Below are 16,356 nucleotides of genomic sequence, written 5' to 3'. Positions count from 1 at the left end.
ATTAATCAATCAACGCAACGATTGCATAAGGACGAAGGTATGAGAGAGAGAATTTTAGTGGTCGATGATGAACCTCAAATTGTCGCAATTCTGAAAGCATATTTGGAAAATGCTGATTTTTTCGTCTCAACTGCTTCGGATGGGAAAGCCGCTCTTTTAAAATTTCAAAGCGAAAAACCCGATTTCATTATTCTCGATTTGAATCTCCCCTATATCAACGGAATTGACTTATGCAAAATGATCCGAAAAGAATCCGATGTCCCGATTCTCATGTTGACGGCGAGAGTTGAGGAGATGGATCGGCTGATTGGATTGGAATTAGGCGCTGACGATTATGTCACAAAACCCTTCAGCCCGCGCGAAGTGACAGCACGTGTGAAGACAATTCTTCGGAGAACAAATGTCGAAGCCTCGAAGCCAAGCCAGATTCGTGTCGGAGATCTGATAATCGATACTGACCAGCATATTGTTGAAGTAGCCGGACGTACTGTGGATTTGACTCCCACAGAATTTAATATTTTAACGGTACTGGCAAGCCAGCCGAAACGTGTCCTGAGTCGTCTGCAAATTATGGAACAATCGCAAGGAAGTGCATTCGAAGGATATGAACGCACCATCGATGCGCATATCAAGAATATCCGGATGAAATTGGAGAAAAATCCCAAAAAGCCTGCGTATATCAAGACAGTTTTTGGTATTGGATATAAATTTGAAGAAGGCGGCGATGCGGAATAGTCTGATTGTCAAACTACTTGGAGCATTTTTATTTGTTATTGCCATCGGCGGAGCTGTGATTTTCACATTAATGCCAAAAGGAATTCATAACGCTTTCCAATATTATTCGAATCGCAGCAGTCAAATGTATGCCAACCGCTTGATACCGGTTTTATCGGCTTACTATGAATCCTATCAATCCTGGGACAACGTGGAAACTGATTTATTCTCAACAGAAAGCGATCTGGCTAAACCCGGGATGGGCGGATATGGCATGGGAAAGAACCAGAACTGGAATGAGAATCGCCAGGGGAATGGTTCGATTGCTGTTGGAATGAGCTCAATGGAATTCAGAGTCATCCTTACCGATAATAAAGGAATTGTCGTTATGGATTCCCAAAAAGAAATGAACGGTAATCAAATTTCTAAATCCGACCTGCAACGTGGTTTACCCGTCAATGCTCAGGATCAACAAGTCGGTACTTTACTGGTCAGTCCCTTCATAAATCAGCAGCAGAATTCTCTGACAGATGATTTTTACTCTTCTATGAACAAAGCGATTATCAGCTCGGCGGGAATTGCCGGAGCAATTGCAATCCTGCTAGGCAGTATTCTTTTCCTGCAAATAATCTCTCCAATTCGGAAATTAAAAGCCGCGGCAATGAAAATTTCAGGGGGTGATTTAAACCAGCGAGTTGATATTCGAACACAGGACGAATTCGGAGAATTGGGAAAAACTTTCAATAAAATGGCAGAAAGTCTTTTAACAGCAGAAGTCCAAAGACGCCATCTGACTGCAGACATCGCACATGAATTACGCACACCGCTGACCGCTATGCAGGGTACTCTGGAGGGCATCCAGGATGGCATTCTGCCTTTTTCTAAAGAGCAGATCGCCGTTCTCTATTCGGAAACACTTCTTTTGAATCGGTTGGTAAACGATTTACGGTTGATCTCGTTATCCGAAACAGGGCAATTGAAGCTTGATTTCTCCGAGATTAATATCGAAGAACTGGTCAAACAAGTTATCGATCAAATAAAACCGCAGGCAGATCAAAAAGGTATCACAATCATCAATGATTTTCAAGGAGAAACGACGCTTACTGCAGACGCTGATCGAATCAAACAGGTTTTAATGAATCTGATTCGGAATTCATTGAAATACACATTAGAAGGCGGAATGATTTCAATCCAAGTTAAATCGGATATTCAACAGAACAATTGCGAGATTGTTGTTCAGGATACGGGATCCGGTGTAGATCCGGTTGACCTCCCATATATTTTTGACCGATTTTATCGAGGAGATGAATCACGTAACCGAAGCAGCGGAGGTTCAGGTCTTGGATTGGCTATCGTAAAAAATCTGGTTGAAGCTCATGGCGGGAAGGTTTGGGCAGAAAGCCCAATTTTTCATGATCAAAATCAAACCGGTTATGGAACCCGAATTGTCCTCACACTGCCCCTTTTACGTACGGATCAGACTGCCCGAGACGTTACTATCCTCAAATGAACGATTCAAGTAAATCACGAAAACTCGGTTATTTGAAAAAAGAGAAGAATAAATTGTGATCTGCTGTTTATACGTTTCTCAGACTGACACCACAAACACAATTTTTCATGTTTCTCTCAAAAGGCTTTTCCAGAATTTACATTACAGCTCTTTACTCAGTAATACAAAGGGAGGATTTTTTTATCGTTATGATAGATTCAAATTTCAGATCTAACTTTCGGATTACTGCTCTCTAATCAGCAATTTGAAAGATGGAGTGACTTTTCGCATACAGAATTCTTTTCATATTTCAAATTACTGCTCTTTAATAAATATGATGGTTCGCGTTATAATCCAATTCATGAGTAAAAAAAGCAAATTTCCAAAAATGACATTATCGATCATCTTTCTCATTGCCATTTTTTTTTGCATACCAAAAATAAGTTGTTCAGCCCAGGACGCGAATTCATTAATATCGGAAGTAAATGCCCTGCGAGCTGCCAACGGTTTAGCTGCATACACAGTGGATCCTGCACTTTCGGCTTCTGCCCAGGCGCATAGCGAATATCAGGCATCTATCAATACCTCCACACACAACCGTGCCGATGGCTCCGGAATTCCAGCCAGATCAGAAAATGTCTGTGCAGGACAAAACATTGCCGCTTCCTATTGTGTAAAACAGATGTGGACGGATCAACTCCATTTATATACCATGATCGGATTGGACAGTGGAACAGTTGGGGCAGGTATGGCAGTAGGAACTGATGGAACCAGGTATTACACACTGCAAGTCAACAGCTCTGGAAATGATACCAACCTGGATAAGAAAAGCGCCTCTACCGTAATTGCTCCCAATATAAACGCCGGTTCAAGTTTCATTGACATTCAGGCCGCGCCTGTCCAACCCGGTGAATTTGCCACCAGTACGCCTGAATTGGACGGATCAGTCTATCACACAGTGCAAGTCAACGAAACACTTTGGACAATTGCCATAAATTATGGGACAACCATAGCAAAATTGCAGGAATTGAACGGCATGTCTCCCGATGACACCAGTGTAGTTGCAGGTCGGCGAATCCTGATTTTTTACGGAGGGACTCCAGTTGCCGACACTTTGACTCCTACAGTGACTCCTCCTCCTGTCACAAACACACCAAAACCAACCTCTACAATCACCATGACACTGCCGCCGTTGGCATCTTTAACCCCGACCATTACATCAACACCTACACCTTCTCCATTGATCGGGCACATCAGTTTTTTTGATACACCAGGCGCTCGTAAATTTGGTTTTATGCTCACAATCATTTGCGGAATCGGTCTTCTCCTGACCATCTTTTACGGTTTTTATCGTACATGAGAAAAAGTCGTGCTTTTCTTACCGAAATTCTGATGTCAGTAACTGTCTTTTTTGTTGCTGCAAACACACAAACTGATGCAAATTCGATCACAGCAACAGCCATCCAAGAATCCATTAATCACACAAGCACTACCACAGCCACTCCCGTGAGTGAACAAGAAAAAGCAATCCAATCAATTTTCAGCCAAATCAATATGCTACGGGCTGAAAAAAAAGCTCCGATGCTCATTTTTGATAAAAATTTATCCATGGCAGCACAAAACTTTGCCGCCTATCTTTTGAAAATCGGAAAATTAACCGAAGAGGGACCGAAGAGAGAAACGGTTCAGACAAGGGCAATCGATGTCGGTTATGGAGGAGGAGCGCCTTTTTCTGTCAGCCAAAATGTGGCAATGATTTGGGTTGATACAACACCAGAATATTTAATTCATTCAATTTGGAAATCGGATCCGAAAAGTATCCAAAAATTATTGGATATGAAGGGACAGCATATCGGAATTGGTGTTGCAGATGAACGAAATCGCCGTTTTGTTGTCGTGATGGTCGGCTACCTCCTGGATGGCTCCATTCAGTACACACCGCTGCCGACTTATGATTTTCGAACGCCAAAACCGATTGTCTCAACGACACCCTCGCCAATTCCTCTGATGACTGCGACAAGACAACCTGACGGTTCGGTTGTTCATGAAATTACCAGCGGTCAGACGTTGTCAGAAATCGCTTACGCTTATAAAGTTGACTGGAATACCATTGCAGTATTAAATCACCTGGATCTTGAGAATCCGGTCATTTATGAAGGGAAGGAACTCATTATTGAACCAACCTACACAATTACTCCGACTCCAACGATCACGGATACACCGCGTCCTCCAACACGCACACCCCGACCTACCTATACAATAAACTTCAATCCCTCACCTTCCCTGGAGCAGCCCACGCCAGAAGAAACCAAAATTGGTTTTTCAACAGTACTTAATCAGATGGAATCCTACCGTCAAACAATTGGACTGACTCTGATACTATTAAGCGTGCTGGGACTGGTATTCACCTTTATTCGCAAATAATCTCCCTGCTGTTTCCGGTTTATCCGGCATGAATATTGCAACCCTCTGTTTATATGGAAAATTCGAATAAGACCTATTTCATGCCGATCATTGTGATTCTTGCTGGTGCCTTTTTCCAGCTACAAGCTATGGGGCTGCTCGGTACATCGAGCGGAGCATTGATGGAAATCGCTTGGCCTGCAATTTTTATCGCAGCGGGATTGGACTTGTTTTTCGGAGCGAAAAGAATCCTTGGTGCTGCTGTTCTGGTCTTCTCCGGATTGGCAGTTCTTATTTTTAATATCACAGCCGGATCCAGTGAGACTTGGAATGTTTTTATTAATTTTTGGCCATTGCTTCTAATTCTTTTTGGAATCGATATGCTGTTATGCGGAAGGAGTCTGGCTGGAAGTTTGCTGGTAATCATTATCATCGCCATTCTGGTTTATGCCATTTTAGGAGCAAAAGGAATTGTGCCGATACCAGATGTTCCGCTTCCTACCAGTTCAGGCATGGCGAAAAGCTATCCGCTGACTACTCCCGGACCGGGGGGCGTTTCATCCGGTTCCCGATCCCGTCAGATCGATTATTTACTGCCGCAGCAAGCGAATATCACGCTGCGATTTGGCGTCAACTCAGGAAAGTTACAATTAAAAAGTGAAAATCTGGACAATCGCTCACTCACTGGTTCAATCGCATTAGCTTCCAATGAGACATTTTCAGAAGAAATGCTCCAGGATGAATATTCAGTTACTTATGCGCTGTCCAGTACTGCGGCAAATGAAAACAAAGACTCAGATGCTTTTTGGAATCTAAAAGTCAGTCAGAGAAAAAACGTTGCTTTATCCTTAAAGATGAACAACGGTTATCAAATCATCGACTTTCGAGGAATGAGTCTCGCAAGCGCTGATATCATGAATAATACCGGCAACATTGATATCATGCTGCCCTATTCATCGCAAATACCGATTAACCTCCAATCAGCGAATGGTACCATTCGAATTTTTATTCCAGAGGGCACAGCGGTTTATTGCACATACTCTGGAGAAAATACAACAGTCACATATCCGGAAAACTATATGCAGTCCGGTAATGAAATATATCCAATGGAAATGACTGGGCCAGTTATCCCGGTTAATATACGGCTTTCAAATGGAACGATTAAACTTGTAACAGCCCGTAACTGATCAGTTCATAGAACAAATAACAAATCGGCATTGCCCAGAAAACCGTGTCAAAACGGTCAAAGAAACCGCCATGACCGGGAATGATATTGGAAGAATCTTTAATGTCGAATGTCCGTTTGATCATGCTCTCTCCAAAATCCCCCATGGAGGCAAAGGCAGATAAGATGAAAGCCAAAATCAGGACCTGGTTCCTGGTCAGCATATTTGAGATTGCCGGAAAAGCAATATGCAATAAACACGCTGTCAGTAAAGCTGTCAGAATTCCGCCCAGATACCCTTCCCAGGATTTCTGCGGGCTGACTTTGGGCAGCATATGATGCTTGCCAAATTTCTTACCAACGAATAAAGCTCCTGTATCGTTCATCCATACTATCAATAGACAAAGGGTCAGCCACCAAAACCCGTTATCAACCTGACGCAGAGAAATCATGTAACTGCCAAGCCAGCCGATATAGACCAAACCCGTCACCAGGACTGCAAAGCCAAAAGCAGCTCTCGTACTATGATGCTCATAGGCAAAAATACCCCAGATCATCGAAACCATGATGCAGCTTGTCATCATGCGCTGCGAAGCATCAAAACCGATAAAATACCTTGCAGACGCCAGCAGCAGGACCATAACCACCAATAGGGCGATAGGTGTTTTACATTTTTCATCACGGTTATAAATATGACCAAATTCATAAGCCGAAATGCCCAATATCAGGAAGCAGCCAATAAGAAATGGAATGCCGCCCAGATAAACCAGGTACAACAAAATCGGTGCAAGTACGATTACTGAAATAACACGTTTCAGCATAGAATGATCACCTTGCTCATTTATCGTTAATTTTGCCAAAACGTCTGTCCCTTTTTGCATATTCTTGGATTGATTTTATTAATTCTTCACGACTGTAGTCAGGCCATAGCACATCCGGGAATACCCACTCAGAATATGCTGACTGCCAAAGCAGGAAGTTGCTTAAACGTAATTCACCTGATGTTCGGATTACCAAATCCGGATCAGGGATCCCTTTTGTAAACAAATAATCGCTGATCAATGGTTCTGTAATTTGGTCGACAGGAATTCCATCTGCTACAATTTTACGGACAGCATGCATAATTTCATTACGGCTGCCATAATTTAAACCGACAGATAGTGTTAACCGATCGTTTGTCTTCGATTTTTCAACCGCATCATCGATTTTTGCCATCATATCGCTTCCGATCCCTTCTCGTTGTCCGAGATGGATAATCCGCACACCCTGACGGTTCAATTCATCAAATTCATTTACAAAAGCATCATTGAATATCTGATTGAGTCCTCTAACCTCATCTTCAGGTCTTCCCCAATTTTCGGTTGAAAACGCATAGATCGTAAGATACTTGATTCCAAACTCAACACACGCCTTAATAATTCTGCGTAAATTTTCCGTTCCCTGTCTATGACCAGCTAACCGAGGCAATCCGCGTTTTTTTGCCCATCGGCCATTTCCATCCATAATGATAGCAATGTGGCGTGGGATCCGTTCAGGTGGAACATCTAATTTCAACTCAGTCATTGATTTTGATTAAACCTCCATGATTTCTTTCTCTTTATGTCTTCCAACTTCATCAATTTGAGCAATATATTGATCGATTAATTTCTGAATTTTTTCTTCGCCTTTTTTCCGATCATCTTCAGAAATCATTTTTTCTTTTTCAAAATCTTTAATATCTTTAATGACATCTCTGCGGATGTTTCGGATTGCAACACGCGCATCTTCAAGTCGATTGTTAACAACCTTCATCAAATCTCTTCTGCGCTCCTCGGTCAATGGGGGCAACATCAGGCGAATGGATTTCCCATCATTGCTGGGAGTCAATCCCAACTCTGACGCCTGAATTGATTTTTCCATTGCTTTAATCAGTGAGGATTCAAATGGACGAATTAGAATTGTGCGAGCATCGGGTATGCTGATGGTTGAAACCTGATTAAAAGGTGTCGGCATTCCATAATATTCGACTATCAGCTTTTCGACCAAAGTCGGCGTGGCTCTGCCAGTTCGAATACCCTCCAAATCATCTTCCAATACCTTAATTGCGCTTTTCATTCGATTCTCTGCATCATCTAAAACTTCATTGATCATAAAAACCTCCAAATATTTTTCTTTCAAAACTCATCGCAGATAATGTTTCCATTATACACGCTGCAACACAGTAATTCCTACGAAAATAGAATTCAATTTTCATGATTGGATATGTAATATTTTTCATCCGTTGTTCGAAACATGTATTGAATTATTTGTAGTCATGATGTTTTTGCGCGAAGCATAAAAACACCATAACAACAAGATTTCTCTTTTTTCTATAAAGCTTTTTCTGATTTCAAATTACTGAACACTTGAGTTTTTGATCTCCGTTCCACATCAGGGATTGGAAATCACATAAAAACCATCTGACTGTTGAGAACCGCCGGATGATTCAGGAGCAATAACGCGAAGAGTTTCTGCAGTGGGTTTCGTTTGATTTTCAAATTCGAAATTTTCTACGGGAGACATCTCTATAACCGGATTCTGGTGATTTTCCGCTTGCCAGTTGTTTTGATTCCGGATATAGATATCCAAATCATTAATAAAATTTCTGATTACATCAAAAGATTCCTTAAAATCAGGATCGCTTTCCATCTCTAACAACATGGAACGAAGGGTATCCAGATTAACTGGATCCATCATCTGTTTGATCCGGGAATAGGATCTTCCCATGTCTTCATTCGCCTGATAAGATTCTGCAATCATCTGCAAATATAATTTTTGATAATCTGCATGCAGTGATTTTGGCGTGATATCAACATATCGGGTAGGATTCATCACCCAGGCATAGAACAGACCAATGATCAATCCAATCACCAGTCCGGTTATTAAATAATAAGGTCCCCGCTTTTTATGTTCAACCATTACCGTCACCTTGCTCAAATGGATTCTCAGACGAATTATGGAAGTCCTCATTGGCTGGAACCGTTGGCGTAGAAATGTCCTGATGATTGATTTCGGGAATGTTATATTCGATAAAGATATCTTCCGGTTCAACAGTCTCGTCTTTTTTTCCGCCCACAGCATTATTCAAGTTATATAACAGATCCAAATCGTTTTCAGAATAGCCTAATTTTTCAGCATTGGATATCGCATTAGCCACTGCTTCCTCCGCAGAATTTTCCATTAACCGATCAATGCGAATCATCGTTTGAAACAGGACAGGATTTTCGTGATAGATTTCTGCAGCCATCAGGATATAATCCGCTTTGTAATCCTGGCGTAGATCATAGAAAGTCGCATCAATAAACCGCACAGGATTCACGATCCAGGCATAATAAAGCCCAAGCACAGCACCTGCAACGATCATAATCAAAAACCAGATAATTCGATTTAGCCTCATAAAAATCAGTTCACTTTCTTGGTCTGTCCGAATCAAAATAATTATAGTTTACCCTGTGCTGTTTTTCAAAGACGGCCGGCAGCAATCAGTAATTCGAAATATGGGAATTCGAAGAAACGAAAAAAATTGTCGAAAAAATTAAAGACTTTTATCAGAATGAATGATGAACGACATGAAATTATATGAAACAAGCCAAATGGAATGGATTTATCATTTAAATCTTTGGTGTAAAGTATTTAAAACAATACAACAATAAAGAATTCTTTCCACATTTGGAATTGCTGACGAATTCCGCACTTGATAATTTTTGAAGTTAAAATTTACTATAATAAAATTATTCTTAGGGACATGCTTTCTTCTGATTCAGTAATTCGATTTTTCGAAAGACCGTATGAGAAAAGAAAAAAATTATGAAGAATCCAAGGATAAGCATTTAAATATCCAGACAAACAGGTTGCTGTCCCTCGATTATTTGCTTACAAGAGATTTCGATTTTGCAAATGGTTTTTTAAGATTTGAGGAATACAAGTATGCGCAAAGAACTGATTTCGTGGCAGGAAGTCGATCGGCTGATCGATCATCTGATCCCGCAATTTCACACAAATTTTGATGCGATTTTGATGCTGAGCAAAGGAGGAACTATCCCCGGCAGCATCTTATCCGAGGTTTTGGGCATTGAGGATTTACTATTGGTAAAAATTGATTACCCCAAAGAATTTGAAATGGAAACACAGCGCCAGGATCCGCGTTTACTGGCATGGCCAAATATCAAGAACTTTCCAGCCGATTCACAGCTTGCCAATAAGAATATTCTGATTGTCAGTAACGCATGGGGGACCGGCAGATGTCTTTCGACAATCAAAAGCAGAATCAGCGGAGTTCAGGGAATCCCGTTCACCTGTGTTCTCCATTTCAATCCAAAAATGAATCTATTTAAAAATGACAAACCTGATTTTTTTGCAGCAATTACGGACGCATGGATCATTTATCCTTGGGAAGCCGCAAGGGGAAAGGACATATTGTTAGCAAATTTTTGCTAAAAAAAACGGATGATGAATTCTGACCCGCAAATATTAATTTATGATGAGAAATCTTTATTGAGTTTTTTGGACAAACACGAAATAGATTACGAGTACTATGCACATCCTGCTGTATATACCAATGAGCAAGCAGATCTTTATACCAATCACCTAAACGGTTTTTCCGCAAAAAATCTGTTTTTGTCAAATCACAAAGGGAACCGTTTTTTCTTGCTTATCACCCGTTCGGACATGAAAACGGATTTGAAAACGCTGGGTGAACAATTGAATGAATCGAAACTGCGGTTTGGCAGTGAAGAAAAGATGCAGAAGCTTTTGGGAATTACACCTGGCTCGGTCACCCCGTTGGCAGTCATCAATGATACCAGCCGGCAAGTGCAAACCATTTTTTTAAGAGAAGCCTGGGAAGCGGATCGAATTTTCTGTCATCCGCTTGTTAACACTGCCACATTGATTCTTAAACATCAGGGGATTGAAAAGTTCTTAACCGTTACAAACCATGAACCGAAAATCATCTGACTTGAGATGCTTTTCGAGTCGCTGTTTAAGATTTGAAAAATTCGCTTTTACGATTATTTTCAATCAATCTTTTAAACAAAATCGAATATAGTCCAGAGTCATTTGATCCAAAGGGAAGACGTTTTCCGCTCGTTTTCTTGCTCGGATACGGTACTTCAAATTATCACGAACAATTGTTTCTGCTGCCTGAATTAGCCCTTTTATATCCGGTTCCTCCAGTTTTAAATAATCAGCGCCATAAGAAATCACGATACCACCATCTCCGACAACATCTTTCAGTGATCCGGTATCAAAACCCAACACTGGCAAACCGCAAGCCAGAGCTTCGATCACGGAATTTGGACATGCAGTCAGTATTTCAGCAGAATAGAAAAATGTTGACTGTGATTCCAATGCAGCAATCTCCTGTTTTGGAAGAACTCCGAGAAAATTTACTTGAACATGAGATGGTAATGCATTGAAAGTCGCTTGAATTCGTTCCCTGGATTGCGGATTGACATTTCCGGCAATTTGAAGAACGATCGAACAAGGAAATATTTCTGACAAACCCAGAATCATTCGGATAGCAATTTCAATACCGTACTCACTTCCGTGTTCAAGATTCCCTTCAACCATCATAATTTGAATTGAGTGTGAATCCGGTGTCGTTTCAGAAGGTTTAAAATCATCCAGATTGACACCGTTATAAATAATTTTTACTGGTTTCTTTAATACTCCAAATTTTTTGTTCCATCTTTCTTCACAAAATGGGCTTTGATAGATAATGCCGGAAGCAATCCATCTTCGTACAAATGCGATGGAAAGATTGTCGAATTCCGAATGAAGATAATACTTCAATCCTGAATCCACAACCTGATGAATCCAATTCATCCCGTTCAGGCGCTGAATCACGGGAATATTGCATAGACGAGCCCGAAGGAGATATGGAATATAACGGCGCGGAGCTCCAATGATGAGAAAGGCACCGATATCCTTCCTTTCGGGATTAAAATGCACTTCAATGCCCGATTTTGCAGCTTCTTCTTGAAATTTCTTCTGAAACGTCCCCGGACCGCCCAAAGAAGTAATTTCAGGCAACATACAAATTGTCTTTTTTTCCATTTACTGCATTCCTTTAAACCAATTCCAGGATTCTTTTAATGAATCAGTCAGATTCCTCGGAGGAGAAAGCCGGAGCTGTATGCGAGCTTTTCTTGATTCATAAAAAAAATAATATCCTGCAAAATGAAACAGATCATTTTCAATATTTCCGACGTTGGATGGATTTTTTTCTCCATTTATAAATTGAAACAAGATTCTGGAGAAACGATTCGATAACGCTAATTTCGGAGATGTGAAGTTTAGGACATCGGACATCAGAAGAAATAATTTCTGGAAAGAAACGTTCGTTCCGCTTAGAAGATATCGTTCTCCTCTTTCCCCATACGTGACGGATTGTATCAATCCTTCCACAACATCCTGCACATGGATTAAATTAATTCCGCCATCAACATGAAATAACGGAGGATGGTCATGAAACTGTACCAAGAATGAATTCGATTTTCGATAATGGTCACCAGGTCCAATCACAATACAAGGACTGAGAATCACTGTATCCATACCATAGGCGGATGCCAATTGAATTTCTTTTTCTGCTAAATACTTCGACCAGGCATAAGGCCATTTCGCCGCGGAGAAATTCCAGGTATGATCTTCAGAAATCAAAGCCGGTTTTGCTTGCCTGGTATGATTTTTTTCCGGGATCCCCATCGCAAACGATGAGCTGAGGAAGATTACTCGATCAACTTTATTTCGCAAAGCGGATTGGAGAACACGTCTGGTCCCGCCAATATTCACATCCAGAATTCGCTTTCGAATTTTTCCAGAAGCCGTTTGAGCTCCTAAATGAAATACGATTTCCGGTTTATCCGCAAAAGCGTTTTCAACCGAAATATCATCGCACAAATCACCAATGACATGTCGCACAGGAAGATCTTCGATCTGCCGAATAATACTGGTTGACCGATGAAATGCAGTCACCTGATATCCATTTTCACAAAGTCTTCGACATAATGCAGATCCGATAAAACCCGTAGCTCCAGTCACCAATGCTTTCATACTACCTTGTGTCCCGAAATCCTTTCATCAGTAATTCGAAAAATAGACTTGTTATTCTTCGAATTAATCAGAAAATACTTTTTGTTGTGATGGCTTTGCATGAAGCCATCACAACCATAAAGAACCCTCAACATATTTCGAACCATCGTCTTCGAATGGCTGCTTGCTAATAATATTCTGCCCAAATTTTCACCGACTCGATTTTACCGGAAAGTGAATAAACGCTCATGTTGATTTCAGATGCGACATTTCCAATCCATGTTCGAATACCGGCTGGAGTCCCATCCTTTCGATATACAGCAGCCACGATCTTAATGTTCCGGTTGAAAGCATGAATATCAAGATCCGATGCAAAACGGATTTGTATTTTCGCACACAAACCATCGGGAGAGATTTCATAAGAATTGCCCATCGAATCTGCTGCAATGCGAAAAGAATTTTCACGATAGTCAGCCACATCCAGATTCTTGACCTGAAATCGTGTTTCGAAAGGCGCAGATAACTCCGAATTGAACCCTGTAAACAACACGGGAATTTCTTCACCAGGTGAAAGTTGAATCAACGGTGAACCTGAAGATAAAAGCAATTTATTCCCGCTGCTGTCCGCTACCTCTAATTGCATTTGGAGATTGATTACGGGTTGATCCCCCGAATTTTTAATTCGTGACAAACAACTGATTTGATGAAAAAGCTGAGAAATGCATTCCGAACCGTTGTACTGAATATATTTCGAATACATACTCTGAATAAATGCGTCATATTCCTCAGCATTAGCTGGCGGAATCACCAATTCATCACCAATCTTTAACAGTGAAAAATCAACTTTCGGATTTGCTGCCTGAATCTGTTCCATGCTCAAACCAAACTGAAAGGCAATTTCCGAAAGTGTGTCTCCTTTTTCAACTTCATATATTTGTGTAGCATCATCCCATGCAGTCAAGAGGAAGACAACAAGAATAAGGAGGAAAACGGCTCTGTTTTTTACCCTTTTCATGCGATAGATAGTACCATATTTCTAAAAAGTCTTCACATTAAAAGGGTTCTCCCTCAGTAATTCGATGCATAGAACGGTTTTCTGTATGAAAGGAAAAATACTATGTTCTTTTTTCTTCCATATCGTCCGAATTACGGAATTTGGAAATAGAAATTTTAAATAATGAGTGGCCTTTAAAACTTAGGGGGAAAATTCCATAGTCCAAAATCAGAATTTCGAAAAAAACAATTTATAAAAAGATCAGAATGAAATCTCTTCTCTGAGTTCATTCTGGTCTTTTTTGTCTATATATTCTGTTTCGTGCTGGTTTTTCCCGTTTTACTCGAGGAAACCGCTATCAATTCGAAATAGGGATTGACTTTTTCAATTTCGAGTTACTGTGCAATCGCCATTCGTATTCAGGAAGGATTGGCAATAATTATGCGACGGTTCAGATATCCGCCATCCACGGATTCATTTTCGCAAGTGATTAGAACCAGAGAATTCTCCGTAACGACATTTTTCAAATCAGAAAACGCTTCCGGTTTCAGTAAAAGGTTCTGTGAAACCGCATATTGCATCAGATCACCGCCTGGTTTACGAATAAAGATACGGTCATTTTCTTCCATCGTACTCAGCATGGCAAACGGTCCTGCCGTTCCGGTATCAATATGGTTATGCGCTGCGATGACACTCAATCCTTCACCCGGTAATTCAGATCCCTCCAAAAGGCCGGAATTCTCACCCAGCCATTGAACTGCCCAGGTATCACCCTGCTGTGGAACACCCACAATCGACGATATTACATCCAGAGCTGGAATTTCAATTTGGTAATTACCCAAATCCTTATACGCAAGCTCTGTTGGCTGTTGATTCAATAACGTCATCCGATTTGCAGGGAAACCGGTTGGAGGCAGATGAAAATCATGACAGAAGAAATGATCGCATTCAGGATCACCAATTCGATACCAGCTCTCGTCATTCCGGGACAACGGATCAATATCTGCCGGTGAAGATACAGCCGTCTGGTTTACTGCATCGGTTTCGTTTGAAACCGGCTCATCTTGCCCTAATGAAGGATCTTCAAAAAGATAACGAGTGACTTCCTCGTCCGGGTCACGATCGGAAATTTGTGAATAGAGCGGTGCAGTTACCTCTAAATTGGAAGCAGCGCTGGAGAGAGGAGTCCCTGCAATTTCGCCATCAACCCACCATTTATTGGAGCCTGCATCACTAATCTCAAAGCTCGCATGAACATAATTTTCAAAGAAGGGATACGTAGCTGCATCACCGCAAAGGTTGTTCACCATACCGCGAACAGCAATTTTTGTCTGTGGAGGAATGCGCAGCCACCAGAGTGTGTTTTCTTCGTAGCAGTTATTGCCAAAGGCACGATCTTGATCACAAAACTGATAATTCAAATTGTGATAATCAGCGCCATCCTCGAGAATTGCCCACGCATAATGGCGGAATCCGGAGATTTTACAACCGTCGTATAGATAACTGCAGCCAACACTCCAACGGTTGTTATTCAAATCGATCCAACGTGGGAGTTCGACAACATTGGAATACATTAAATCACTATTTTCAACAATGAAAAAATAATTCATCGAACATGATTTACTTGCCGTCGGATCAATAAAATATCCGCCTTCAATCCGATTATTTTCAGAAACTTCCAAAAATTCCAAAGCTTTGCAGATGGCGCTTTCTTCATATAACGCACCTGCTGAATTTTTCCGTTTGTTATTAATTTGAATATCGAATTGATACAACAGCGAATCAGTCTTGTTCTCTCTGCTGATTTCATGTGAAAAATTGACCACTTTCCCTCTGACAGAAATCACCGAATGGGCTGGCAAATCCAGAACATTATCATCTAAAACGCAAGCTGATCCTCCGTTGGCATCCGCATAATTATCCTGAGTCCATGTCGTATAATTGACATCTTTGCATGTATAGGCACTGTTCTCAACATAATAATATTGATTTTGAACTTTTGCTCTTCGCGGCAGAACCACTGAAGCGCTTTCCGATGATTCGTTTACCAGTAACATATAGAAAAACGCATCTGTGGAACATTTAGCATAAGTACCTACGGTCGTGTTGTAAGAAAGATAAGCCAGACCAATTTCACCATCCGCACCAGGTTCATCGATGTCATCGATGGCGACAGGATTATCCAATGGCAGCGCGACATCCGAAGGTATTATTGTTTGATCATCTTGTGCTGATACAGGGAAAACCATCAGAACACAGATGGTGATTATTATCCAAAGCAGGTATTTAGAATTTGTTTTCATTTGTCATCATCCTTTTCCGCTGTATACATAATTCTGTATCCAAAGGTTCATTCAATATTGTGCAAGTCCTGTGCCAACCATGATTTCATAACGTGTTTTAAATGAAGCGAGATGCGAACCCGCCAATTCGGATATCTGTATGATCGAGTATTCCTTTATTTATGCTTTGGTTGCATTTACTTTGTCAATTCACGTCAGTCACATTTCATATTTCAAAAATAACGTATTGCTTGACAGA

General features: G+C 40.9%; 16 protein-coding genes. 7 read left to right on the top strand and 9 right to left on the bottom strand.

Going from position 1 to position 16,356, the window contains the following annotated elements:
- The first annotated feature begins 39 nt into the window (after window positions 1–39).
- From ATC1_RS00825 to ATC1_RS00805, 5 genes are all read left to right on the top strand, one after another.
- Entirely contained in the window at window positions 40–735 is a 696-nt protein-coding gene (locus tag ATC1_RS00825) for a response regulator transcription factor (protein WP_062277879.1), read from the top strand.
- Complete coding sequence (locus ATC1_RS00820) at window positions 725–2,224, top strand: sensor histidine kinase (protein ID WP_062277162.1); 1,500 nt, start codon at window positions 725–727, stop codon at window positions 2,222–2,224. The genes ATC1_RS00825 and ATC1_RS00820 overlap by 11 nt, the downstream gene beginning before the upstream one ends.
- 367 nt (window positions 2,225–2,591) lie before the next feature.
- Entirely contained in the window at window positions 2,592–3,563 is a 972-nt protein-coding gene (locus ATC1_RS00815; RefSeq protein ID WP_172667684.1) for a LysM peptidoglycan-binding domain-containing protein, read from the top strand.
- Entirely contained in the window at window positions 3,560–4,627 is a 1,068-nt protein-coding gene (locus ATC1_RS00810) for a LysM peptidoglycan-binding domain-containing protein (RefSeq protein ID WP_082174595.1), read from the top strand. Before ATC1_RS00815 ends, ATC1_RS00810 begins: the two co-directional genes overlap by 4 nt.
- A gap of 53 nt (window positions 4,628–4,680) precedes the next feature.
- Window positions 4,681–5,793, top strand: coding sequence for a LiaF transmembrane domain-containing protein (locus ATC1_RS00805; RefSeq protein WP_152024188.1), 1,113 nt, complete (start codon window positions 4,681–4,683; stop codon window positions 5,791–5,793).
- Here the strand turns inward: ATC1_RS00805 and ATC1_RS00800 are convergent.
- The 5 genes from ATC1_RS00800 to ATC1_RS00780 form a co-directional block, all read right to left on the bottom strand.
- Window positions 5,768–6,592 (bottom strand): phosphatidate cytidylyltransferase, encoded by an 825-nt coding sequence (locus ATC1_RS00800; RefSeq protein WP_062277152.1) that lies wholly within the window; start codon window positions 6,590–6,592, stop codon window positions 5,768–5,770. The two genes, ATC1_RS00805 and ATC1_RS00800, sit on opposite strands and share 26 nt — an antisense overlap.
- 16 nt (window positions 6,593–6,608) lie before the next feature.
- Window positions 6,609–7,334: an isoprenyl transferase gene (locus ATC1_RS00795; RefSeq protein ID WP_062277149.1), complete on the bottom strand. Its 726-nt coding sequence runs from the start codon at window positions 7,332–7,334 to the stop codon at window positions 6,609–6,611.
- 9 nt (window positions 7,335–7,343) lie between these two features.
- The gene (gene frr, locus ATC1_RS00790; protein WP_062277145.1) at window positions 7,344–7,901 is read right to left on the bottom strand and encodes a ribosome recycling factor; all 558 of its coding nucleotides are present in this window, start codon (window positions 7,899–7,901) and stop codon (window positions 7,344–7,346) included.
- 279 nt (window positions 7,902–8,180) lie between these two features.
- Window positions 8,181–8,708 carry a hypothetical protein gene (locus tag ATC1_RS00785; protein WP_062277142.1) on the bottom strand — a complete coding sequence of 176 codons (528 nt, stop codon included), beginning with the start codon at window positions 8,706–8,708 and terminating at the stop codon, window positions 8,181–8,183.
- Window positions 8,701–9,186, bottom strand: a complete 486-nt coding sequence (locus ATC1_RS00780) for a hypothetical protein (protein ID WP_152024187.1) — start codon at window positions 9,184–9,186, stop codon at window positions 8,701–8,703. The genes ATC1_RS00785 and ATC1_RS00780 overlap by 8 nt, the downstream gene beginning before the upstream one ends.
- 530 nt (window positions 9,187–9,716) lie before the next feature.
- Between ATC1_RS00780 and ATC1_RS00775 the strand changes: the two genes are divergently transcribed.
- Both ATC1_RS00775 and ATC1_RS00770 read left to right on the top strand, forming a co-directional pair.
- Window positions 9,717–10,226 (top strand): phosphoribosyltransferase, encoded by a 510-nt coding sequence (locus ATC1_RS00775; protein WP_062277135.1) that lies wholly within the window; start codon window positions 9,717–9,719, stop codon window positions 10,224–10,226.
- Window positions 10,227–10,235: 9 nt separating this feature from the next.
- Window positions 10,236–10,745, top strand: a complete 510-nt coding sequence (locus ATC1_RS00770) for a prolyl-tRNA synthetase associated domain-containing protein (RefSeq protein ID WP_082174593.1) — start codon at window positions 10,236–10,238, stop codon at window positions 10,743–10,745.
- Between the two features lie 63 nt (window positions 10,746–10,808).
- Here ATC1_RS00770 and ATC1_RS00765 read toward each other — a convergent pair whose 3' ends face one another.
- The 4 genes from ATC1_RS00765 to ATC1_RS00750 form a co-directional block, all read right to left on the bottom strand.
- Window positions 10,809–11,846, bottom strand: a complete 1,038-nt coding sequence (locus tag ATC1_RS00765) for a glycosyltransferase family 4 protein (protein ID WP_062277132.1) — start codon at window positions 11,844–11,846, stop codon at window positions 10,809–10,811.
- The gene (locus ATC1_RS00760) at window positions 11,847–12,842 is read right to left on the bottom strand and encodes an NAD-dependent epimerase/dehydratase family protein (protein WP_062277129.1); all 996 of its coding nucleotides are present in this window, start codon (window positions 12,840–12,842) and stop codon (window positions 11,847–11,849) included. It abuts the gene before it with no gap.
- Between the two features lie 166 nt (window positions 12,843–13,008).
- Complete coding sequence (locus tag ATC1_RS00755; protein ID WP_062277126.1) at window positions 13,009–13,836, bottom strand: LysM peptidoglycan-binding domain-containing protein; 828 nt, start codon at window positions 13,834–13,836, stop codon at window positions 13,009–13,011.
- Between the two features lie 398 nt (window positions 13,837–14,234).
- On the bottom strand, window positions 14,235–16,118 hold the full coding sequence (locus ATC1_RS00750) for a sortase (RefSeq protein ID WP_062277123.1): 1,884 nt from the start codon (window positions 16,116–16,118) through the stop codon (window positions 14,235–14,237).
- Window positions 16,119–16,356 lie beyond the last annotated feature (238 nt).

It is taken from the genome of Flexilinea flocculi (genome assembly GCF_001192795.1).
Classification (GTDB): domain Bacteria; phylum Chloroflexota; class Anaerolineae; order Anaerolineales; family Anaerolineaceae; genus Flexilinea; species Flexilinea flocculi.
The sequence above is the reverse complement of the archived record's forward strand: the minus strand, read 5'-3'. Positions and strand labels throughout refer to the sequence as shown.